Raw genomic sequence first — 22,817 nt, 5'->3', positions numbered from 1 at the left:
CAGTGAAGCAACACTTAACAAAACCAGCTCGTTATAGTTATGTGTTTTGAGTGCTGAGTCCTAAGTAAAGTATAGATTGACTTAGGACTCAGGAATTTTTTATTTAAAACGATAGCCGATACCACCATTAATGCTAACAGCAGGACTATCGCTATTTTGGTAGGCATTAAGTCCTACTTTGGCATTAGTGTAGACGAGAAAATTGTTAGCAACTTCCGATTCAACGCCAGCACCTAGCACTACTGCATCTCTGTTACCGATGGGAGTTGGTGAGCCATCTTTCTCTACAAATGAATAACCACCAGTTAAATAGGCATTAGTTCTATTAGCAATGGGCACATCTAGGGAAACTTCTGGGATGATAGCACTCGTCTTATCACTCCAGAGAACATTACCGCGTGCAGAAAAAGGCGTGTTTCTCAATTTCACCCGACCTGTGACATTACCACCAAATGTTGCAGCATCGTTATTGCCTTGTCCACCATTGGTAACGCCAGCTGCCACACCAGCACCCACATAACTAGCATCAGTACCCTTTTTTGGTTGAGCGGAAGCTTCACCAACTGATAGAAAAACAGGAGCAATTACTAATGAAGAAAATGCAGAAGTTGTCAGAAAAGACTTGAGAAAGCGTTTCATAATCTTGACCAAAACTTATAGTTTTTACTTGTATATTCCAGGTCGAAACCTAAACAAATATGTTCCAGATAATCTCTAGTTTTTATTAAATGAGCATTGCTATTGACGCAAAAAAATTGCAGCTAAATTATCCCTCAGTTTTATAAACAAGCTGTTATAATTACATATCAATGTCTTCTCAACTAAGTTGTTTAGCGAAAAGCAGGCGCTTTTTAAACTGGCACAAAAGCTGGAACTAAAAGGTAATCAGTATATGGTAAATAAAATGTCTAACTAATACTTGTTTGCCAAATTTTTCACATAGGATTAAACAATAGGCTGTAACATCTATTGCAATAAGACATAGAGGGAATCTATTAAGTTAAGTTTTGGTAATTCTCATGGAGATTGAATAATGCTAACCGCTGCAAAAACGTTGTCTGGTTTGATGGGTTTATGTGTCGGTGATGCGTTGGGTGTGCCAGTGGAGTTTACTAGTCGCGCTGAACGAGTCAAATCTCCAGTAAAGTCCATGTTGGGTTATGGCACGTGGAATCAACCACCAGGAACTTGGTCAGATGACAGTTCGCTTAGCTTTTGTTTAGCAGAATGTCTTTGTAGAGGGTATTCCTTGGATGCTATAGCTAATTCCTTTTGGCGCTGGTACAAGGAAGCTTACTGGACTCCCCGTGGCGACGTATTTGATATTGGTCAAACTACCCACACAGCAATTATGCGCCTGAAACAGGGAGTTCAACCCCATCAGGCAGGTGGCAAGGTAGAAAATAGCAATGGCAATGGTTCTTTAATGAGAATTTTGCCGATGGCTTATTGTCATAGAAACTTAACTTTAGGCGAATTGTTGGCGCGTGTGCATGATGTTTCTGCGATTACTCATGCTCATGCGCGATCGCAAATGGCCTGCGGCATTTATATTAGTATTGCTGTGGCACTCTTAGAAGGGGCTAACCCGCAAACAGCTTACTTACAAGCGTTACAAGATATTCAAACAATTTATTCTGTGCGGGAATTTTTGTTAGAAAAGCCGCATTTTGGCAGAATTTTCAGTGGTGAAATTGCCAAATTACCAGTAGAAGAGATTAATTCTGGCGGCTATGTGATTGACACACTGGAGTCATCACTGTGGTGTTTGTTAAATAGCTCGTCTTATTCTGAGGCAGTACTGAAAGCTGTTAACTTGGGTGGAGATGCTGATACTACCGCTGCTGTGACTGGAGGGTTAGCGGGAATTTACTACGGAATAGAAAATATTCCCCGACAATGGATCAACCAAATTGCTCGCAAACAGGACATTATCTACTTGGCAGAGCGTTTTGCAAGGGCTGTTTACGCTTAAAGTTAGGAGTTGAGAGTAAAAATCCTAACTCCTCACCCCTAACTTTTAACTTGCTGAGAAATCCACTGCAAGTAGGCTTGAGAACCGGCAACAATTGGTAAGGCAATAATTTCTGACACTTCATAAGAGTGCAGTTCCTTAATTTTGGCTTCCAAAACAGGAAATTGTGACAAATCAGTTTTAATCAGCAATTGCCATTCTTGCTCTTTGTGCAATTTCCCTTGCCAAGTGTAGATTGAGTGGATTGGTAACAGACTTACACAAGCAGCAAGTTTGTTTTCCACAAGGGCATTTGCAATTGCTTCTGCCTCTTGTAGGTTGCCAGCTGTCACCAATACCACACCATAGCCAGCAGGTGTGTCCATAAGCTCTAAAGCGTGGTAGACAAGGAATAGACCTGACCATCAATCAATAGTCGTGTGATGCCCTTGGCTTGCAGATGAGTCCGAGCCTTGTGCAGCATTTTACTATCGGGAACTTTAATTACGCGATCGCGCTTAGTAGAGAAGCGCTTTGCCACTCGATGATTATCAAACACAGGCAAAGTCTTTTGCTGATTTTCGAGGTTGGGAATTTGTCCCAAATCGCCAAAGTCCCTGAGTGGTCGCGTAATTAACTCTGACGAACGGTCAATCACCAAATAGCAAGTTTTGGGCAAATGAGCTGCCGACAGCGGTAAAACTTGAACTGGCGCTTCACCCGGTCTTCGCCTTGCAACTAAAGGTCTTGGCTCCTCGAAGTCTTCATCTTCGTAATCTTCCTCCTCGAAATCATCCTCATCTAAATCGTCCTCATCTAAATCGTCCAACTCCTCTGATTCATCTAGCAAGTCTTCGCCCAGCATTTGGGCTATCACGGTTGCTTCTGGACGTTCATTCTCTAGAATTGGGCTAGGAATGCTGGTTATTTCCGGCGGCTTTTGTTCTACAGGTTCTAATTTCTCTGCTATTCTAAGCCGTGGTTTTTCTTCTGCTGAGGAGCGTCGCCGCACTCGTCTACTAGCGGAAATTGACTCTGCTTCCTCCGTAAAATCCTCTGAGTCAGGTTCCTGTTTAACCACAGGCGGCTGTGGTTCAATATCCGGCAACTTCAAGCGAGGGCTTTCGCTGCGGGGGAGTTCTTTCTCTGGCTCTGGCGGAATCAACAAAGGTAACTGCTCGTAGTTTACCTGTGCTCTACCTTCGGGAGTTCTAGCAGCACGTTTCAAAGAAACGAGATATTCGTACTCCTCTTCCTGCAAGGTACTTTTAAGCAGGCGGCTAATTGTCGAGTTACTGACACCATAGCGATCTGCCAAAGTTGAGGTTGTTTCGGCAGTCTCTCGATATAACTTGAGAATTTCTTGCTTGTCGGAATCTGTTAGTTTTCTCACGGTAGACACCAAAAATCTTTGCTAAGCTCGTTTTCGTCCACTGGTACGCCGCGATCGCCTTAATGATGCGTCATATTCTAGAACAGCTCCCATGCCAAATAAAACTCCACTAAACACCCAAAACACTTCTAATATCTCCCCACTTTGATAATTCGGCCCCTGGGCATATTTAAACCACATATCTGCAATGTAGAGCGAAAATGCTGCCGCTGCAATCATTCGCCAAGACTGGGAAACTCTTCCTCCCCAAAAGGCTAGCAGCAGAGTGGTGGCAATAATTAACAGAACTACATCGCTCACTACATAAAACCAATTCAAAATAGCGGCTAGCGGCTCTGAGGAAGTTGCCTGTTGCATAGAAATCCACCATGCTAACAAACTCCCAAACACTGCAATCGCCAACACAATTAGCCACTGCCATCTTTCCAGATTGATTCGTCTGGAAGCCACGGCTAAAATCATGCCTGCGCCCAGGAACAGATAAGTCAGCACAAAAAATATATCGCTTAGAGACACATCCGGTTCTTCTTTTAAAACTATTTCTGTATAACCAAAAATTATCCCCCCTACTAAATAAGAAAGCATACCTAAGCCAATTGAGAGCCATACATTCCGACCACTGACAATTTGCGGACTAAGCCAGTTCCTCAAGCATAAGATACAGGCACCCAGATAAGCTAAGGCTTCAAAAATATTTGTCCCAACCACATACCACTCGGCACGGCTTTCCATGCCATCTGCTGCGGGAATTTTGGCACTAAACAACAAAAAGTATAACAGTGCCAGTACGGCCCAACCCACACTAGCTATGACAATATTTCCAGTTGTGAAAAGGGATTTAGATCGCAATGAATTGTCGTAAGAATTATTCATATGGACTTGATTATGTAAATGCACTCTGCCAGTCTTTTGGCTGATGGGACTGTGTGGCTAGCAGTCTATTCGCCAAGCAATGCACAATCAAACAGCCAAAAGTCAGTACCAGTGGCAGGAATTTTATTGAACATGTTCATGCTACTGCCACAGTTTACTCAGTGACGATTGATTTAGCCAACTGATAAACAACGATCGCTCTGCTTCTGGCATGTCTTCTAACCTATAAAGCGCTTGATGGGCAAAGTTAGCGTTGCCAAAATATGCTTTTCCCAATCGATGCAGTTCTTGCAAGAGGCTAACTAGATGATTTTCTTGCCAAGTAGGCAGTTTAGCTGTTTGCAAAGGATTCGTAGATACCAAGTGTTTAACTGTTTCTAGGGAAGATGGTTGAGGAAATTGCTTCTGCTGTAATACTTCCGCAATATCTTTCTCAAATAATGCTGCTTGCCGAGTCCCTAAAAACTCTTCAATGTCGATATAAACTGCTTGCAGTAGCAAAATACTAGCTTGGATCAAAATCTCTGTCTTGCCATGACCACCTGTGTCACTACCTAGCTGATCTAAACGGATTTTACCCCAAACGCTAAAACGCTCCGGTTCCTCTAGCAAGACACAGGCTTTACCCCGATTATCGGTCAATTCTCTCCACAAGGCTCTAGCTTCTTCCTCTTGACTAGCTTTAAAAACACTAATCAAGCGAAAGGTCTGCCCCTGATAATGGAGGATCGGCACTTGCTGATCCCGTTTTGGGTGCTGAATGCTTGATATTTCAACATCCTGCCGTTTGAGAATAAACATGGCACTAGCAAATAACTCCTCACAGGGGCATTCTTAATATCGGATAAATAATCGCATTTGACAGTATTGCCAAGAGTAGAATTACTTAACATGCTGATGGAATAAGCTTAGCGATCGCGATCGCCCACCAAGGGGCATTGAAATTAACGGGCAAATAACCCCTTGACAACACAATATATCTGACCAATACCCCATCTGCTTCGTTTTTAATGTACGTTGACTAACTAGCGACTTGGATCTTAGCCTTGCTAGCAGTAAATCTGCAATTTTCGATTGCTTGTTGGTAACGGAGAACGATATAATAGTCTAGCTGACTCCTTGAGGAGCCATAGTTTTGTTTTGGGCGCGTAGCTCAGTGGATAGAGCCACGGATTTCTAATCCGTTGGTCGCAGGTTCGAACCCTGCCGCGCTCGTTTTAAGTTATATACAAGACTTCAAGCGATAAAGGACTTAGTTTTTAACTTCTAAATCTCTTTGAAAGGCTAAAACCCTTGAATTTAGGTTAGACTTTACATAAAATTTAAAAAGCCCGTGACGAGGATTGAACTCGTGACCTCACCCTTACCAAGGGTGTGCTCTACCACTGAGCCACACGGGCGAAATGCAATTTTGAATTATGAGCTATGTTAACCTATCTTTAGCTCAAAATACAACGCTAATATATTTTCGTGAGGTGGGCCGGGCTGGATTTGAACCAGCGTAGGCGCTAGCCAACGGATTTACAGTCCGTCTCCATTAACCACTCGGACACCGACCCATTTGTCTCACGATTCACAATAGTAGCATCAGTTTTTATAAATTTCAAGCTTTTTCAAAAAATTGGGTTTCTTGCAAAACCCAGTTTCTAACTACTAACTTAGGAGTTCTCCTGTTTCTTGTAAGGAGTGTAAGCGGTGGTAAATACCTTCGTGATGCAAAAGTTCATCATGGCTACCCACCTCGACAATCCTTCCTTGATCTAGAACCACAATCTTATCTGCTTCTCTTACCGTACTTAGACGGTGAGCAATGACAATTGTTGTACGAGTTCCCTGGAGCGATCGCATCGCCAGCTGAATAGAACGCTCGGACTCATAATCTAAACTAGAGGTAGCTTCGTCAAAAACTAGTAAATCTGGTTCTACTAGCAACGCCCTAGCAATTCCTAAGCGTTGTCTTTGTCCTCCAGACAACCTGACACCACGTTCCCCTACAACAGTGTAATAACCTTGGGGTAGTTGCTGCATTACTTCATCGAGTCTGGCAATTCTACAGGCTTCCTGAACCTGCTCAAAACTGGTATTTGGTTTGCCATACGTGAGGTTATCCAAGACAGTACCGTTGAAAATGTCTACTTCTTGGTGAACGATCGCTAATCTCCGCCTATACTTACTCACATCCAAGGTGCGGATATCTTGACCGTCAATCAAAATTTGACCTGCTTGCGGTTCAAAATAACGTAATAGCAGTTTTACTAACGTAGACTTACCAGAACCAGAACGCCCTACTAATGCCACTGTTTGGTATGGCTCAATTAACAAGTTGATATTTTGCAAAACTTGACGGTTAGCATCATACCCAAAAGTCACATTGGAAAACTCAATTTTTCCAGTGAAACTATAGGCTGATGTACTATCTTCTAAACTAACTCCATCTACACCTATTGGTTGTTGCATAAATTCGTGATACCCCAACATTGAGGCATAACGACGGGCAAAAATCTCAGCGAGATTACTAATAGGTTCCAACTCAGCATAAGCCATGCTAGAAACTGTTAAAGTTGTGAGAAAGTGTCCCAAGGAAATCTGACCTTTTAGCGTAGCCACAAGGGTTAAACCTAAGATTACAAACACACAAAACTGAATGATTGTTGTTCTTAAAGTACCCAGTTTGATGTAGCCAAGATGGATACGATAATCTACTACTTTAAACTCTCGGTTAAGCCTTTGTGTTTGTCGTTTTAATTCCTGTGCTTCTGTCGCAAATGCTTTAACTGTTTTGATATTGGTAATAATTTCTGAGTTGCGGCTTTGGGTATTTTCCATGTATTTATCTAGCCGTCGTTCTTGTTCCATCAAATTGTTTAAATCCTTGATGGTGAAGCCGAGAATAATCACGAACGAAATCAGAAATAATATGGCAATGCGCCACTCAATCAACAAGATAACTACAAAAATTCCCAAGACTCTAAATAGCTTGGGAATCAATTGTCCGGCCATTTCTGGATAAGTCCAGGTGTGATTCTCCAATCCTTTAGAAATTTTTCCAGCAATCCGACCGGGGTTATTTTCGTCGTAAAATTCTAGAGGCAGAGTGAGTATTTTTTTTAACGACTTTTTGAAGTTGTCTCGGCGGCTACGTAAAGCAATATCCCAATGAAACCACCAAGTTGACCATATTTGAATTGGTGCTCTGGCAACTGTTACTAAGAAGATTACACTCATTAGTACCCCAAGAGATAGTAATCGGTTTTGTGGTAGTTGGGTGAGGTTACTAATTGCGGCGATCGCATTCTCTACTGGACGATCTAGCGGTTGTCCCGAAAGTACGTTTAAAATCTGTCCTGTGACATAAGGTATTACCAGATCAATTATTTCAAAAAGGCTAGCTGCGGTAATACTAAAAATTATGGGCGCTCGATAGCGATCGTAGTATTTGAGAATATCTCTAAATTTTGCCATGATGCACACTGCCCAAGAGCACGAGCGTTAGCTTGGATATATACTACTTGTGTAGTACGATGTAGTCAACAACTAAAAGTCTAAATCACTCCTTAGAAATAGGTAATTGTGCAGGAACAAATTCTAGACGATAACGATAAAGTGCAACTGGTCGAGAACCTGCGGTAAAATAATCTGGATCTTGAGGTGAAAGGTAGACAGCAGTAACTTGATCTGATTCAATTGCTAGATTAGATGTAGGAAGCTTATGGTAAGCGGTGGTTGATTCTACAGAATTTAAATAGGGACGTGAAGTACCTTTAAACAGTTGTTGAAACACTTCTGCGGTGATGAACTTCTCATTGAGTATAGTTTCTGTGGCGCGTGCAGTGACGATAGAAATTAATTGGCGTTCTCCTCGCAAAAATGTAATCTGACGATTAGGCGAATTTGGATCTACCTTGACTGATAGCACAGCTTCATCCCCTAAATCAGCGCGTGCCAAATTTAAACTATTAAATGCCCTATCTGCTACTAAAATTGATGATTTATTATCTATCTGCGGGAGGAATTTTAAGCTAGTAACAGGAGATTGCTTTCTAATAAAGCGTACTAGAAAACTCACAGGCCGATTTAGTTGTCGGCGATTAGCTTCAAACCCAGGCGTCACGATATCTGGTGCTAAAGGTGCAACCAAATCCACCAAGGTACTTGTAACTTGCCAATAACCAGCCATCCATTCAGGGTAAACTAAATCTCCCGAAGCCTGTTTTACTGAAGTTAATTTTTCCCACTGTGGAAAATTTGCTAACCGTTCAGACAACTCTCCCGCAATGGCTTCGCCACTCCACAGTAGGAACAAAACAACCAAGCAAAAACTCCAAATTGTCCTTATTGCAAGCATTAGCCGTTTTTTGTTTAATGTTTATTTTTATTAGAAAAAATCATCTACAGGATAATCATGCACGTGAATGATCGCTCATCATTCAGCTAGCCAATTACATATTAAGGTATGATGTCTAGTATTATAAAATACATAATATTTTGATAGAAGTTAGGATAAATTACTATTTGAAAAGTAAATTATTGCCTAATTTCGCAAGGAACACCCCACTAAACGCAAAGCGCGAGGTTAGCGATGAGAGGATATCAATAGTGTACAATTCCATAAAACACTGATTGTCTGATTTTGAGGATGCTCCTCTCATCCCAGATGTAATTGTTTTGCAAATTATACTTTTGGAAAACAATAGTTACTTTTAGACTTACTGAAGTACATAAAGACTAGGGAAATAATGAATGAACCCACGTAATAGTGAAGTTTGTTTGCTCTACTCCGAATCTGACAAAGCTATAGCAAATCTACTGGAAGATGCTTTAAACTACTACAGTATTGATATTTGGAAGACCCAAAATATTTCAATCGGCAGTAAAATTATAAGTGAAACTGTCCAGGTATTAGAGAAAGCTAAATTCGTTATAGTTTTATGGTCAAATAATTCTATTAAATCTGCTTTGTTAAAAGACTTAGCTTCGGAAGCAAAAAGAAATAAAAAGGTACTAATTCCTGTCCTAATTCAAGGTGTTAGAATCCCTGGTGAATTTTTAGATATCCAACCAGCCAATCTCGTAGGTTGGGATGGAGATCATGAAAACGAGCAAATTGTGAAACTTTGGAGGCTCATCCAAGACAAAGTTTTAAAATACCGCAGTAAAAAAGTAGGATTTAATCAATTTATCACTATTTTTAGTCTGATTTTAACAGGTATAGGTGTAATATTGAGCATTACAACTCCAGAAGTTAGATGTTTTTTAAAACTACAATGTCCTGAAAATTTATCTTCTGGAAATGCTCCACAATTACCTTCCGAAACTAATTTACCAAATCCCATTCAAACAATACCTACACCTCAATCTACTATTGAAAATCCTCTACCAAATTCAACTCCTACACCTATACTTAATGACAAAGGTGACTCAACTCCTCAAAAAGCTGTGGAAGTAGAAGGGTTTATTTTTAAACTTCAAAGTTGTAAAAAATCAAACCAAAATGTCAAATGTGATGTATTGATCACAAATACTCTTAAAGACAGAGAGCTTAGGTTATATGCTAACTATACCACTAATTACAGAAGTAAATTTTTGGATATGGAAGGTCTCACATATATTGCTGAATCAATTGAAATTGATGCAGTTAAAGTCCCTTATTACACTAGTACACAATTTATCCAAAATGCTAATGTTAAGCTGAGTGTCAATTTTGTAGAGATTCCTTCACAAATCAATCAAATACAAGTCCTTAACATTGCAGCAAATGCACTTACATCATCTAAACCACTCAAAGGTATTCAGTTTCGTAATATCATGTTATCCAAATAATCGGTAATGGGCACTTAGTTTTTTCAATTATCAATTACTTACATTAAATTTCTGCGGGTAAAGGTTGCCAAACTTCCCCATACTGCTCTCGTAAAGCTTGCCAACCTTCAACCTGACCTGGTTCATATTCTCCTGGTTTACCCCATTGCAAAAATAGGCTTAAAGCAGGTTCTTGCTTATCATCTAAAAACCGAATGGCATAGGTTGTAAAGTTACCCCTTTTCGCTTCACCTGTTTCAAACTTCACTTGGGTAATTTTGTCCATATTCAGGTGAAACTCAAAGCCTTCGGTGTGCATATTCGCATATTTACCTTTAGGCAACTCTGCATAAAATAGCTTTTCTACCTTGCCTCGTGCTTCTAAGACAGCGGCGCTGCTAGTAACAATTAGACGCAAAGTTCCCAAGGTTTGGCAAGCCTCTAAAAACTCTTTCAAAGTTGTACTCATAATTAGTTATCCTTTGTTATTTGTCAGTTCTCAGTTATTAGTTTTTTACTAATGACAAATGACTATTTTTCGTATTGTTCGTAAGCAGCAACAATGCGCTGAACTAAGGGATGACGCACGACATCTTTTTGAGAAAATTCGCAAAAAGTAATGCCTTCTACATGTTTTAAAACTTGTAAAGCTACTACTAAGCCTGATTGCTGATGAAGTGGCAAATCGGTTTGTGTCATGTCACCGGTAATCACCATTCGAGAACGGAAACCCAAACGGGTTAAAACCATTTTCATCTGAGCGGGTGTAGTATTTTGAGCTTCATCCACAATCACAAAAGCATTATTAAGGGTGCGTCCCCGCATATAGGCGAGTGGTGCTACTTCAATTACACCGCGTTCTATTAAATTAGGAATTTTTTCAGGGTCGATGAATTCATTGATGGCGTCGTATAGTGGACGCAGATAAGGATTAACTTTCTGTTGTAAGTCTCCAGGCAAAAAACCAAGTTTTTCACCTGCTTCAACAGCAGGACGAGTTAAAATCAGTTTTTCAAATTGGTTAGCTAAGAGTGCTTGGACGGCGACGACAACAGCAAGGTATGTCTTACCAGTACCGGCAGGCCCAACGCCAAATGTAAGGTCACGCTTACGTATGGCGTCGATATATTGACGCTGGCGAAAGGTTTTGGCACGAACTTCTTCACCTCGACGAGTTTTAGCGAGGACATCTCGCTGTAATTCTTGTAGTTCTTCTTGCCGATCGCTATCTAAAGCTTGACGGGCTGTTAAAATATCAGCACTGGAGAGCGTATTGCCTTTGAGCCAGATATCTTCAAGCGATCGCACTAATTGCGAAGCCAGATCAATTTGTTTTTGGCTACCTGAAATGAGTAATTCTTGACCACGTAGTACTAAGCTGGCTCCTGTTTGCCGAGATAGCATTTTCAGATTTTCTTCTCCATCTCCCGCTAGAGCGATCGCACTGGGAATGTTAGGCAGTTGAATTGTTAAGGCATCTGCCATAGTATTTTTTAATTCGTAACAGTAGTTCTTGACAAAGGTAAATATCTTTCTTGCATGGCGCAAAAGCGCGATATTACTTAATTTTTGTAATTAATTTATACTAGTATAAATTATAATTTCTTTAGTAGAGTAGGAAAAATAGAGACGCTATTAATTGCGCCTCTACTTAGTGTGGCTTTGAGCTAAAAATGCTTTCAAACCTTCAGAAGCTCACAGAGGATATATCCGCAACCGCTTAGACTTCTTTTGCATTTTTAATCTAGCGAGAACGGGGTTTAACAACAGGTCTACTAGGCCCGTTTCCACGTTCTTCTCTTGTTTTTAGCGGTGGCGATCGGTCTTCCTGATCTTCATCGAAAGACATACCCTCCCGACCAGGAGTAGTACTGCCGTAAATGTCCAGGTAGACTGATTGTCCGGCAAGTTCTGCTGCTGCGGCAATTACTGTACGAATCGCCTGAATATTGCGTCCCCCTCTACCAAAAACTTTACCTTTATCTGTGCTATCAAAAGCAATGCGAACCCAAGCCCGTTTGAGGGTGTGAGAAATTTCACAATCGACGCTTAAAGTGTTTGGAGATTCTAAAAACGGCTGCATCAAGAAGCGTACTAGTCCAACGTAGTTGGGACTATCTGTTGGAGATTTTGTTTCGACGTTAGGATGCGGTGGCACTGACCTGTTCAAAAACATTAGCTTTTACTAGGATGCGACGGACGGTGTCAGTGGGTTGAGCGCCTTGTTGCAGTCGCTTGACGATACCGGGAACGTCTAATCGCACTTCATCGGTTCTGGGATTGTAAAATCCCAACTCTTCTAAGGGACGGCCATCGCGGCGTGCGAGACTGTTAATGGCGATAATGCGGTAACTTGCTTCCCGTTTTTTACCGTATCGCTTCAAGCGCAGTTTGATCATGGTTAAAGAATCATTCTCCTATTGGTAATTTAGCTAGCATCTAGTTGATGTTGAAATGCTAATTTTAGCACTTGCTTAGCATTCACTGCTATTAGTCATTTGTCCTTCATCCTTTGTCATTTGTCATTTGTCATTTGTCCAAAGTCAATGACTAGTGATTAAAGATTGCCGAAACCTTTTTTCTTTTTGTCTTTCTTTTTCTTTTTCGTGCCTGCTGCACCGCTGTTGTAACCGCGCCATCCAGGGGCAGCCTGATGATTGCCTGCGCCTCCTGCGAAAGCGTTGCCCATACCGCCACCGCCAAACATTCCCGGCATTCCAGGAAAGCCACCTTGACCCATTTGCTGCATGAGCGATCGCATTTTTTGAAAATCAGCCACGAGTTTGCTGACATCCGCCTCTTTATAACCAGAGCCAGAAGCAATCCGTCGCCTCCGACTGGGAGAACTCGACAATAAATCGGGGTCTTGGCGTTCTTGGCGAGTCATAGAATTAATCATCGCTTCACAACGCTTAAGCTGAGTTTCTCCTTGCTTAAGTTGATCATCTGACAGCTTGTTCATCCCTGGGATCATCTTCATGATGCCTCCCAACGAGCCCATGTTCTTTAGCAAACGCAACTGCTTAAGAAAATCGGTAAAGTCAAATTTTGCTGACAGGATTTTTTCCTGCATTTGCTCGGCATCTGCTAGGTCAATCTCTTCTTGAGCTTTTTCTACCAGAGTCAAAACATCGCCCATTCCGAGAATTCGCGACGCCATGCGATCGGGGTAAAAGGGTTGTAGCGCTTCTACTTTCTCGCCAACGCCCACAAATTTAATTGGCGCTCCCGAAATTTGACGCACTGACAACGCTGCACCACCACGGCTATCACCATCCAGCTTGGTGAGAATCGCCCCGGTAATTCCTATTTGCTCGTGAAATGTGCGGGTAAGATTTGCTGCCTCTTGACCTGTCATGGAGTCTACCACTAACAGGGTTTCGTGAGGTTGGACGGTTGCTTTGATGCTGGCTAGTTCCGCCATCATGTCTTCGTCGATTTGCAGACGGCCAGCAGTATCTATAATTACTGTGTTGACGCCTTCTGCTCTGCCGCGCTCAACACCTTGCCGAGCAATTTCTACTGGGTCGGCGTCGCTTCCCAGTTCAAATACTGGCACGTCAATTTGCTTACCTAATGTCACCAACTGATCAATAGCTGCTGGACGATATACGTCTGTTGCCACCAATAAGCAACTGCGATCCAGTTTACGCAGATGCAAAGCTAACTTGGCGGTAGCTGTGGTTTTACCAGTACCCTGCAATCCAGCCATTAGCACAACAGTAGGTTGCTCCTCTGCTTGTGCTAGGGGAACATTCTCTTCCCCCATCACCTGCACCAGTTCATCATGAACAATTTTGATGAATTGTTGGTCAGGTCGCACGCCAGAGATTACTTCGGCTCCCTGTGCTTTAGTTTCGACTTCGGTAATAAAATCTTTGACTACCTGGAGATTGACATCTGCTTCCAACAAGGCGCGGCGCACTTCCCGCAAAGCGTCTTGAATGTTGGATTGAGAAATTTTGTCCTGTCCCCGCAGTTTCTTCCAGGCGGCTTCTAAACGGTCAGATAGTGCATCAAACATAATTCAGTTACAGGTAGTTAGCCAGTGAGAAAGCCCGAATCACCGATAAATGCGATTCAGAATTTCCGGTAGAGTTTAAACGTGCTATTTACCAGCTTAGTAGTTTTTACTCCGAGTGTAGCAACTGGATACTTATCTCTATTTATGTGTGTAACGTTCTTTGCGGATCGATTTTCATTGCTGAGAGCTTTATTTCTACCATCTCACCGTTTGCATAATCGATGATGTTAAGTCATTTAGTCTTAGAGCTATTATTGTCTCTGTTAGCCGCAAAATAGAAACCGAGAGCACTACCAATTAAAGTAACTTGAGAAGTCCAAATTAAAGTGATAAGTTCTTTACTGGCCTTTCCTTCTTCTTCGTTTTTGACAACATAAATGAAGGCAGAATCACCCAGTTTAACTACGTTTTTATCCTCATTTTGCTCTTTACTCTTTTCACCTGGCACTACGAAAGGAAGTAAAAGAGGAGCAGAAACGAAAGCTAAAACTAAAATTTGGGTCAGACATATGCTCAGTAATAGTGCAAGAGAGAGAAAGGTACGAGTGCTTTCTCGCCAGCGTTCTCCATCGAAAACTTTAGTTTCAAGAGAACGATAATCACTTTGTCTGTCTTCAGTTTTTGTAACTGAATCTAAATCTGGCACATTGGTAGAACCACAGTCTGCACTCGTACCTGAATTTTCATTTAAATCACCTGGATTCGGAACCACAAAGTTTACCTAAATAAAAACCACTTGCTTGGTTGTACCATTTGGTTCTTGAATAAGGACTTTTGCTTCCTTGTTAACAGCTTCTCTTCTTAAAAAGTCCTCTGTGGCAATTGCTTTACGTAAGGCAGCTGTAGCTGTAATCCCTTGTTGATCAGCAAGTCGTTTTAGAACCGCAATGGTTTCTGGAGGAAGATTGACGGTTATCTTTTGAAGGGAAGATTTTTCTTTGTCTGTAGATATCATACGTTACTCCTAAATGCCTCAGGGGAGAGCATTAGATCAAATTTTGTACACATTGGGGATTGCTCCCTAGCTATATTATATCCAATACACCCATATAATATACATACTTTTACCATACTTTTGTGCGGTAAAGCTTGAAACAGGGAGATAGGATGCTAATTGATGGCTCAAGGATTTACTATGAGCGATCGCCAAGCCTGTAAAGCCTGTAATGACTTACAAATAGTCGCACCTAGTCACAAACTGAGACTAACAGCGATAAAGTACAGTGAAAGTTTTACAACAAGTAGGGCAAAAGGATTATTTAGATTTGGTGAGGGACTTTCGTAACTGGGTTAAAAGTCAAATTCAGTAAAATCGGGTATCTGATAAAGTGCGATCACAAAAAAACCCCCGAAAGGGGGCTTATTAAGTTATTCGCGTGGAATGAATAACTAAATAATTAGATACTTACAGTAGATACAGCAATCCGAACAGAATAATCCAAATCACGTCAACAAAGTGCCAATAAATTTCGGCAGCTTCGATACCAAAGTGTTTTTCGCTACTATAGTGACCCTTAACGCGCGATCGCCACAATACGGCAACAATCGCCAAAACGCCGATAGTAACGTGCAGTCCGTGGAAGCCAGTCAAAACGTAAAATGCACTAGCAAACAAGTTGGTAGTCAGACCAAATTCTAAATGGGTGTACTCATATACTTGTCCTACCAAGAAAATAGCACCCATCGCCGCAGTAATTGCCAACCAAGTTCGCATACCCCGCGTATCATTCTTTTTGATTGCAGTATCAGCATTGTGCATCACAAAACTGCTAGCAATCAGATTAACGGTATTAACACCGGGTAGCAATAGTTCTAACTCTGGTGTACCTGCTGGGGGCCACACAGGTATAGTAGACCGGAAAGCCAGGTAGGCTCCGAACAACCCCATAAAAATCATCCCCTCCGCAATCAAGAAGACAATTAGCCCAAACAGACGATGGTCTGGATGTTCTTCGTGATGAGCATCTACCGCTTCCGCTGCGTGGTGATGATTTAGTTCAGTTTTAGCTGGGTCAATAGTTTGACTTTGCATGAATCTTAATGCCTAGAGGACAAGTCAGGAGTCAGGAGGAGCCAGTTGCGTGGGCGGGTTCCCCGACTTAAGCAAACTGGCGTTCAGGAGTTAGGAGGAGCCAGTTGCGTGGGCGGGTTCCCCGACTTGAGCAAACTGGCGTTCAGGAGTTTTGAACTAAAAACTTTATTAGACTCATAGCTCCTAACCTAAAAGTATTATTTGCGGTCTTCGGGATTGGCAGCAACCGCTGGATCGGGTTCTGCTCTTAACACCGAGTTCGGGCCGCCAGAAAGGACTGGATTGGGGTCAGATAAGGGTACACCCTCTTTAGCATTTTCCAAGCCGTAGTCGTAAGGCCCTGTGGCTAATACTGGGAGTTTGTCAAAATTCTCGATCGCAGGTGGTGACGTAGTCATCCACTCTAAGGTTAGTGCTCTCCAGGGATTATTACTAGCTTTCTCTCCGTATAACCAACTCCAAATTGCATTGATAATGAACGGAAATGTGGAAACTGCCAGTAGATAAGCACCATAGGTGCAGATTTCGTTGATAAACGCAAATTTGGGGTCATATTGGGCGACGCGGCGGTTCATACCCATCATTCCCAACTTGTGCATAGGTAAGAAGGTCATGTTTAAACCAACTATTGTCAAGGCAAAGTGAACCTTACCCCAAAATTCGTTGAGCATCCGCCCTGTCATTTTCGGGAACCAATGATAAATCCCCGCATAAATGCCGAGAACACTACCACCAAACAGTACATAATGCAAGTGTGCCACCACAAAATAGGTGTCGTGAACGTGAATATCAAACGGTACTGCCGCCAACATCACGCCACTGATCCCACCAATCACAAAAGTACCAACAAAGCCCATTGCGAATAGCATGGCACTGTTGAGTTGGATTTTCCCACCCCACATGGTTGCTAACCAGCTAAAAATTTTAATTCCGGTAGGAACGGCGATGATCATCGTGGTGATCATAAAGAACATCCGTAACCAACCAGGGATACCGCTGGTAAACATGTGGTGTGCCCAGACGATTAGCCCTAAAAAGCTGATAGCAAGAGAGGAATAGGCGATCGCTTTATAGCCAAAAATGGGCTTGCGGGAATGCACTGGGATCACCTCAGAAATTGCCCCAAAGAAAGGCAAAATCATAATGTAAACCGCTGGGTGCGAATAAAACCAGAACATGTGCTGGTAAACAACTGGATCGCCACCTCCAGTCGGGTTAAAAAATGTTGTTCCTGCCAACAAGTCAAAAGCCAGCAGAATTAGACCAGCTGCTAGCACTGGCGTCGATACTAGAGTCAGAGCCGAGGTAGCAAACATTGCCCAGCAGAACAAAGGCATCTGATGGACTCCCATGCCTGGGATACGCATTCTGAGCAACGTCACGAGGAAATTGATTGCTCCCAGAATCGATGATGTACCTAAAAGGAGGACGCTCATAATCCAAATTCCTTCACCCACTTGACCTGTTACCAGACTCAGAGGGGGGTAGGAAGTCCAACCTGCATCCGGTGCATCGCCTACCACTAAACTAGCGATCAGCAATAAACCAGAAGGCGGAATCATCCAAAAGGCAACAGCATTGAGACGGGGAAATGCCATATCCTTTGCGCCAATCATCAAGGGAATCAGGAAGTTAGCAAAACCCGCACCAGCTGGCACAATCCACAAGAAAATCATAATTGTGGCGTGGAGCGTAAATAAGCTGTTGTATACTTCCGGCGTCACAAAATCTACTTCTGGCGTTCGCAATTCCGTGCGAACTAAGTCAGCTAAAACACCGCCGATACAGTAGAAAATGAACGTTGTTACCAGGTATTGAATCCCAATTACCTTATGGTCAGTATTAAAGCCAAAGTAGTCTTGCCATTTTCTAATCCCTGGCTCCTCAATCAGAGCAGGGATATTGGCAGTTTCTTGCAACTGAGCTTGTGTCATAAGAGTCCTTTGTCAGTTGTCAGTTGTCATTAGTCATTGGTCATTAGTGAATGAGCAATGACTAATGACTGACTAATGATGATGAGCGGGGTGAATTTGATTGATAATTTCTGGTTGAATTCCCATGTCCTTGGTGTAAGGAGCGAGAAATTCATTTGGAGATAAATTTGCAGGGTTAACCGCAACAGCTTGATTTAGCTCTTTACTAGCAACTAGCTGCTCTTGTACCCATTTGTCAAATGCTTCCTGCGTCTCAACTATTACTGATGCTCTCATAGCACCGTGGTATGGGCCACAAAGTTCAGCACAGATTAGGGCATAATCGCCTGCTTTTTTGGGAGTAAAGCGAATCTCGCTCTGCCTACCGGGGATTGCATCTTGTTTTAAGCGGAATTCTGGAACCCAGAATGCATGGATGACATCGTTGGCTGTCATATTGATTTGCACCTCTTTCCCTATGGGAACGTGCATTTCACCTGTGGTTATGCCAGTTTCAGGATAGGTGAAAAGCCAAGCGTATTGAAGACCAGTGACGTTGACCCGCAATTCTGGCGGTTGCCCTGCTTTATCAGGACTGCCTCCAATAGTGGGAGCAACACTGCCTACGCCAGGAGCATCACGCTTTTGGGGAATTTGGTCAGCATTGCGAATTGCTGCGGTAGCTGGGTCTTGCATCGCCTCATCAGATTTTTCTTGATTGAGGTTGGGTTCTGTGCTGGGTGGGGTATCGTTCAAAGTTGCTGCAATCGCCGCCCCAGGCATTGCCATCGATTGAGACATCGGGGCTTCATGGATAGCATGGGGATCAAAGCCACCGATCTCGTTGTACACATCAAAGCTGTAAACAGAAATGCCGAGAACGATAATTGCTGGGATCGCCGTCCAGAGAATTTCTAGAGGCACATTCCCTTCAACTGGTGGGCCGTCTTCATTGTCACCTGCACGCCGACGATATTTAAATGCGGAGTAAATCAAAATACCTTCGACCAGCAGAAATATACCTGTAGAAACGATCATCATCGTATTGAACAAACCATCTACTAAGACGGCTTCATCCGTTGCTGCTACTGGCAACAGACCATGATTTTGACCGTACCAAAGGCTAACTAGCGTTAGCACAATGCCAATGAGTAGTGTCCAGATGGAACTTGGAATCTTCACGGCTTACTAATTGAATTTACTACGTTATCTTCAAGCTGCTCACTTACTAAGGTAGTCTAGGCTGCCAGACATGAGGGCAGAAGGTCTGAAATTTTTATTAATTTTTTTGGCTATTTTACTAATTTTGGGTACAAGGAGTTTATTAGATACTGCCGAAACAGATGAAAATTCAGTGGAAAATTCAGAGTATTAAAATAATTGCCATTATTCAATTTCTCACAACTTGAAAAATACCTAAAGCTTATAGCTAAAAGTAGCTAGAGTGATTCAAAGTATAAGTAAAAGCCAATTTATAAACCTTGGCCTATACGCTAGGGTAGAGATGGGGAGGACACTTGCTTGTGGAGATAAGTCTGAGCAGAGGTTTCCTCTGTACAAAACTTTGGGGAGTTCCCCCCGCTTTTGCAAAGTGTCCGTTCGGTATTGAAAATTGAGAATTTTGAGAGAGCTACTACCAAGAGCGGGCAGAAGGTATCCTTCATGAGCGAATTTGTCCTACAACAACAAAATGAAGCGGCAGCTGAGCGGCAAAAGCCCAAGGAAGTGATTCGTCGCTTGGTGTGGAAAATATGCATAGCCACCTTAATTTTGATGGCAATAGGCAGTGCCACCCGCGTGATGAATGCTGGACTTGCTTGCCCCGACTGGCCCTTGTGCTATGGCGAACTAGTACCAGCCAAGCAAATGAATCTCCAAGTGTTCTTGGAGTGGTTTCACAGATTGGATGCAGCTTTGATTGGTGTAAGCGCGATCGCACTGTGCGGTTTATCCTGGTGGCATCGTCGTTTATTGCCCGTCTGGCTGCCTTGGGCATCAACGTTTGCCCTATTTTTAATCGTCTTCCAAGGCATTTTAGGAGGACTCACCGTTACCGAACTGTTGCGGTTTGATATTGTTACCGCTCACTTAGGAACGGCACTGTTGTTTTTCACTACCTTGTTGATAATTGGCACGGCACTCACACCTTACCAAGGCACTGGAACTGCTGGTAAGTTGCCTTGGGTAGGTTTAATAGCTAGCGTTTTTGTTTATCTGCAAAGTCTACTAGGTGCTTTGGTAGGTTCTCGCTGGGCAGTACACCAATGCTTTGGCGGTTCTCAACTTTGTACTGTGATGTACAGCCATATTGCTGGTTTGCTGCCACCAACGGTGGTAATCTTGGCAATGGTATTTATCTGTTGGCGTACACCAGCACTACATCCAGCTTTACGGCGACTGGCAAATATGGCTGGTGGATTGTTGAGCTTACAAATTTTGTTGGGATTTGCTACTTTCCGATTACATCTGCAAGTCGAGCCTCTCACCGTCTCTCACCAAACTGTTGGAGCCGCGTTGCTGGGTACTCTGGTGGTCTTCACAGTTCTAGCACTGCGTGACTCAGTCAGTGCTGAGTCACGGGTGCTGAGTGTTGAGTAGGGAGTGGAGCAGAAGAATTTTAGATTTTAGATTATTCAATCCAAAATCCAAAATTGCAAATCCAAAATTAGGGAGGCAGGAGGAGCAGGGTAATAAATACTGACTCTTGACTCCTAACTCAGAACTCAGAACTCAGAACTCAGCACTAAATTAATGATGGAAGCTGCAACGGCGAGTATTGCGACCCACGCAGGTGTGGAAAATTTATAGTTTTCGTTTGACTCAAAGAGCCAGCTTGAGCGGGGGCTGCATATAAGTTGTTGAAAAATAAGGAACAAGAGCCAACATGATTGAGACTAATGTCTCTCGCCACCACGGAACCTTTCTACAAGTAATTCAAAGCTACTACCAGTTAACAAAGCCTCGGATTATCCCGTTGCTTTTGATTACTACTGCTGGGAGTATGTGGATTGCTGCTAAGGGAGAAGTAGACCCATTGTTGTTGCTAGTAACTTTGACTGGTGGCACTTTGGCTGCTGCAAGCGCCCAGACGATTAACTGTATCTATGACCGGGATATTGATTATGAAATGGAGCGGACGCGCCATCGTCCTTTGCCTTCTGGTAAGGTACAGCCACGTGATGCTCTGATTTTTGCGATCGCACTGGCTACGATTTCCTTCACACTACTAGCAGTGTTTGCCAATCTTTTAGCCGCCCTGCTAGCATTCTCTGGCATCGTCTTTTATATTTTGGTCTACACCCACTGGTTAAAACGCCACAGTACCCAGAATATCGTCGTTGGTGGAGCAGCTGGAGCAATTCCGGCATTGGTCGGATGGGCTGCTGTCACGGGCACTTTAAGCTGGTCAGCATGGTTAATTTTTGCGATTGTCTTTTTATGGACACCGCCCCACTTCTGGGCACTAGCTTTGATGATCCGGGATGACTACGCAAAAGTTGGGATACCAATGCTACCAGTGGTTGTAGGCGACACGGCAACAGTACGGCAGATTTGGTACTACACTCTAGTCACGGTAGCCGCAACGCTGTTGTTAGTTTATCCCTTGGGGGCGAGTGGAATTCTCTATGCCGCGATTGCCCTCAGTCTGGGAGGATTGTTTATCCACAAATCTTGGCGGTTGTTGCAGAATCCAGAGGATCGTACTGTCGCTAAAGAGTTGTTTCTCTATTCCATTTCCTACATGATGCTGTTGTGCCTAGGTATGGTAGTGGATAGTCTTCCGATCACTCATCATCTAATTAGTGCAGTGATTAATCAACTGCATTTTATTGGTTAGGGAATGTACAATTTTGCGATCGCGTTGCCAAATTTTGAGGACGCGATCGCATTTTCAAAAGTTGAAGGTTCAAATTTAACTTTTTGATTAAAAATTTTACTTATTGTTAAACAATAAAGTCTCAAACCTTAATCAAATAAAAATTACATAATTTAGTTAAAATTATTATTTATCCAGAGTAATAAGAAAAATTAAAGAAACTCATCTAATAATTTTTCAAATGAGAGTTGGTGTAGTAATCTGTTAATCGTTGACATCCGAGTTAACACTCTTCATTATCCAATTCAAATTGGAACAACTCTTCTGATGAAATTAACTCAAAAGCTATATATCGCTATTGCTGCGGTAGCGATGAGTTGGGGTGTACTAGAAGCTGTTCCAGCAGGAGCAGTTACACTCAACTTTGACTGGACTGGTAATACTGGGTATTCAGTTAGAGGCACGTTTGCCTATGATGAAACTCAAGATTATGCAACTGTTGATGAATCAAAACTTCAGTTTATTACAGTTGATGTATTTGACTCAAGTAAAAAATTATTAAATAGTTTTGCTCCAATTATCAATGGGAGTATTACTTATGATTTTTTAGATTTTAACTACGATACTGCCACTAAGTCTTTATTTGGTTTTTTTGATGTTGGTCAGGATAAGGCGCAAAATACAGACTATTATCTGTTCGGAAATATTGGTTTAAGCCTGAGTTTGAGAAATCCTGCCAAGGGAACAATAGATCAAAATAATGGATTGATTAGTGTGACAAGTACAACCCCAGTTCCAGAACCGCTTACAACAGGTGGAACAGTCCTTGCTGGTGGCATTGGTTGGTTAGTACGTAAGCAAGCTAATGCTCAAACCAAAGCTTAATTACTAAGCTTATTACAAACATAGCTGCCAATTAATATTAACTATTTATATCTATCCTGAGTTATTCAAAAGTATCAACTTTTGATTAATTCTCTGACTTGAGAAAGAATAAACCACAATTTTTAAT

The 22,817-nt window shown here is 42.4% G+C and carries 22 protein-coding genes and 3 tRNA genes; 6 read left to right on the top strand and 19 right to left on the bottom strand.

Annotated features, from left to right (window positions below; translation table 11 throughout):
- Positions 1–99: 99 nt before the first annotated feature.
- Positions 100–639 carry a porin family protein gene (locus FNW02_RS01430; RefSeq protein WP_191755808.1) on the bottom strand — a complete coding sequence of 180 codons (540 nt, stop codon included), beginning with the start codon at positions 637–639 and terminating at the stop codon, positions 100–102.
- Between the two features lie 394 nt (positions 640–1,033).
- Here FNW02_RS01430 and FNW02_RS01425 point away from each other — a divergent pair, with 394 nt between their 5' ends.
- Complete coding sequence (locus tag FNW02_RS01425; protein WP_191755807.1) at positions 1,034–1,975, top strand: ADP-ribosylglycohydrolase family protein; 942 nt, start codon at positions 1,034–1,036, stop codon at positions 1,973–1,975.
- Between the two features lie 38 nt (positions 1,976–2,013).
- On the opposite strand, the gene cutA is transcribed toward FNW02_RS01425, so the two are convergent.
- The 4 genes from cutA to FNW02_RS01405 all read right to left on the bottom strand — a co-directional run bounded on the left by cutA (position 2,014) and on the right by FNW02_RS01405 (position 5,021).
- Positions 2,014–2,340, bottom strand: a complete 327-nt coding sequence (gene cutA / locus FNW02_RS01420) for a divalent-cation tolerance protein CutA (protein WP_191755806.1) — start codon at positions 2,338–2,340, stop codon at positions 2,014–2,016.
- Between the two features lie 5 nt (positions 2,341–2,345).
- Complete coding sequence (locus FNW02_RS01415) at positions 2,346–3,347, bottom strand: transposase (RefSeq protein WP_191755805.1); 1,002 nt, start codon at positions 3,345–3,347, stop codon at positions 2,346–2,348.
- Positions 3,348–3,368: 21 nt separating this feature from the next.
- A complete protein-coding gene (locus FNW02_RS01410; RefSeq protein ID WP_191755804.1) occupies positions 3,369–4,220 on the bottom strand; it encodes a hypothetical protein in 852 nt (283 codons plus the stop codon).
- 141 nt (positions 4,221–4,361) lie between these two features.
- A complete protein-coding gene (locus FNW02_RS01405) occupies positions 4,362–5,021 on the bottom strand; it encodes an Npun_F0813 family protein (RefSeq protein WP_191755803.1) in 660 nt (219 codons plus the stop codon).
- Positions 5,022–5,362: 341 nt separating this feature from the next.
- Between FNW02_RS01405 and FNW02_RS01400 the strand changes: the two genes are divergently transcribed.
- Positions 5,363–5,435 (top strand) — tRNA-Arg (locus FNW02_RS01400).
- A 113-nt stretch (positions 5,436–5,548) separates the two neighbouring features.
- Here FNW02_RS01400 and FNW02_RS01395 read toward each other — a convergent pair.
- The 4 genes from FNW02_RS01395 to FNW02_RS01380 form a co-directional block, all read right to left on the bottom strand.
- A tRNA-Thr gene (locus FNW02_RS01395) sits at positions 5,549–5,620 on the bottom strand.
- 76 nt (positions 5,621–5,696) lie between these two features.
- Positions 5,697–5,779 (bottom strand) — tRNA-Tyr (locus FNW02_RS01390).
- A 94-nt stretch (positions 5,780–5,873) separates the two neighbouring features.
- A complete protein-coding gene (locus tag FNW02_RS01385; RefSeq protein WP_191755802.1) occupies positions 5,874–7,682 on the bottom strand; it encodes an ABC transporter ATP-binding protein in 1,809 nt (602 codons plus the stop codon).
- Between the two features lie 85 nt (positions 7,683–7,767).
- Positions 7,768–8,565 (bottom strand): DUF6816 family protein, encoded by a 798-nt coding sequence (locus FNW02_RS01380; RefSeq protein ID WP_191755801.1) that lies wholly within the window; start codon positions 8,563–8,565, stop codon positions 7,768–7,770.
- Positions 8,566–8,960: 395 nt separating this feature from the next.
- On the opposite strand from FNW02_RS01380, the gene FNW02_RS01375 reads away from it, so the two are divergent.
- Positions 8,961–10,040 carry a toll/interleukin-1 receptor domain-containing protein gene (locus FNW02_RS01375; RefSeq protein ID WP_191755800.1) on the top strand — a complete coding sequence of 360 codons (1,080 nt, stop codon included), beginning with the start codon at positions 8,961–8,963 and terminating at the stop codon, positions 10,038–10,040.
- Between the two features lie 43 nt (positions 10,041–10,083).
- Here the strand turns inward: FNW02_RS01375 and FNW02_RS01370 are convergent, their stop codons facing one another.
- From FNW02_RS01370 to FNW02_RS01325, 10 genes are all read right to left on the bottom strand, one after another.
- Positions 10,084–10,488, bottom strand: coding sequence for a ChuX/HutX family heme-like substrate-binding protein (locus tag FNW02_RS01370; protein ID WP_191755799.1), 405 nt, complete (start codon positions 10,486–10,488; stop codon positions 10,084–10,086).
- A 62-nt stretch (positions 10,489–10,550) separates the two neighbouring features.
- The gene (locus FNW02_RS01365) at positions 10,551–11,504 is read right to left on the bottom strand and encodes a PhoH family protein (protein WP_191755798.1); all 954 of its coding nucleotides are present in this window, start codon (positions 11,502–11,504) and stop codon (positions 10,551–10,553) included.
- A gap of 259 nt (positions 11,505–11,763) precedes the next feature.
- Positions 11,764–12,195, bottom strand: a complete 432-nt coding sequence (locus tag FNW02_RS01360) for a KH domain-containing protein (protein WP_191755797.1) — start codon at positions 12,193–12,195, stop codon at positions 11,764–11,766.
- Complete coding sequence (rpsP, locus tag FNW02_RS01355) at positions 12,161–12,418, bottom strand: 30S ribosomal protein S16 (RefSeq protein ID WP_162398688.1); 258 nt, start codon at positions 12,416–12,418, stop codon at positions 12,161–12,163. Before rpsP ends, FNW02_RS01360 begins: the two co-directional genes overlap by 35 nt.
- Positions 12,419–12,576: 158 nt before the next feature.
- Positions 12,577–14,043: a signal recognition particle protein gene (gene ffh / locus FNW02_RS01350; protein ID WP_191755796.1), complete on the bottom strand. Its 1,467-nt coding sequence runs from the start codon at positions 14,041–14,043 to the stop codon at positions 12,577–12,579.
- Between the two features lie 232 nt (positions 14,044–14,275).
- Entirely contained in the window at positions 14,276–14,755 is a 480-nt protein-coding gene (locus FNW02_RS01345; protein WP_191755795.1) for a hypothetical protein, read from the bottom strand.
- Between the two features lie 9 nt (positions 14,756–14,764).
- The gene (locus tag FNW02_RS01340) at positions 14,765–14,998 is read right to left on the bottom strand and encodes a hypothetical protein (RefSeq protein ID WP_191755794.1); all 234 of its coding nucleotides are present in this window, start codon (positions 14,996–14,998) and stop codon (positions 14,765–14,767) included.
- A gap of 450 nt (positions 14,999–15,448) precedes the next feature.
- Positions 15,449–16,075, bottom strand: a complete 627-nt coding sequence (locus FNW02_RS01335; protein ID WP_191755793.1) for a cytochrome c oxidase subunit 3 — start codon at positions 16,073–16,075, stop codon at positions 15,449–15,451.
- A gap of 197 nt (positions 16,076–16,272) precedes the next feature.
- Positions 16,273–18,009 (bottom strand): cytochrome c oxidase subunit I, encoded by a 1,737-nt coding sequence (gene ctaD / locus FNW02_RS01330; protein WP_191755792.1) that lies wholly within the window; start codon positions 18,007–18,009, stop codon positions 16,273–16,275.
- Between the two features lie 72 nt (positions 18,010–18,081).
- Positions 18,082–19,170 carry a cytochrome c oxidase subunit II transmembrane domain-containing protein gene (locus FNW02_RS01325; RefSeq protein WP_191755791.1) on the bottom strand — a complete coding sequence of 363 codons (1,089 nt, stop codon included), beginning with the start codon at positions 19,168–19,170 and terminating at the stop codon, positions 18,082–18,084.
- 480 nt (positions 19,171–19,650) lie between these two features.
- Between FNW02_RS01325 and FNW02_RS01320 the strand changes: the two genes are divergently transcribed.
- From FNW02_RS01320 to FNW02_RS01310, 3 genes are all read left to right on the top strand, one after another.
- The gene (locus FNW02_RS01320) at positions 19,651–20,586 is read left to right on the top strand and encodes a COX15/CtaA family protein (RefSeq protein ID WP_191755790.1); all 936 of its coding nucleotides are present in this window, start codon (positions 19,651–19,653) and stop codon (positions 20,584–20,586) included.
- A gap of 286 nt (positions 20,587–20,872) precedes the next feature.
- A complete protein-coding gene (locus FNW02_RS01315) occupies positions 20,873–21,826 on the top strand; it encodes a heme o synthase (RefSeq protein WP_191755789.1) in 954 nt (317 codons plus the stop codon).
- 306 nt (positions 21,827–22,132) lie between these two features.
- Positions 22,133–22,690 carry a PEP-CTERM sorting domain-containing protein gene (locus tag FNW02_RS01310; protein WP_191755788.1) on the top strand — a complete coding sequence of 186 codons (558 nt, stop codon included), beginning with the start codon at positions 22,133–22,135 and terminating at the stop codon, positions 22,688–22,690.
- Positions 22,691–22,817: the final 127 nt, after the last annotated feature.

This window comes from Komarekiella delphini-convector SJRDD-AB1 (assembly GCF_014831675.1).
Taxonomy (GTDB): Bacteria; Cyanobacteriota; Cyanobacteriia; order Cyanobacteriales; family Nostocaceae; genus Komarekiella.
This window is presented reverse-complemented; position numbering and strand designations above follow the sequence as displayed.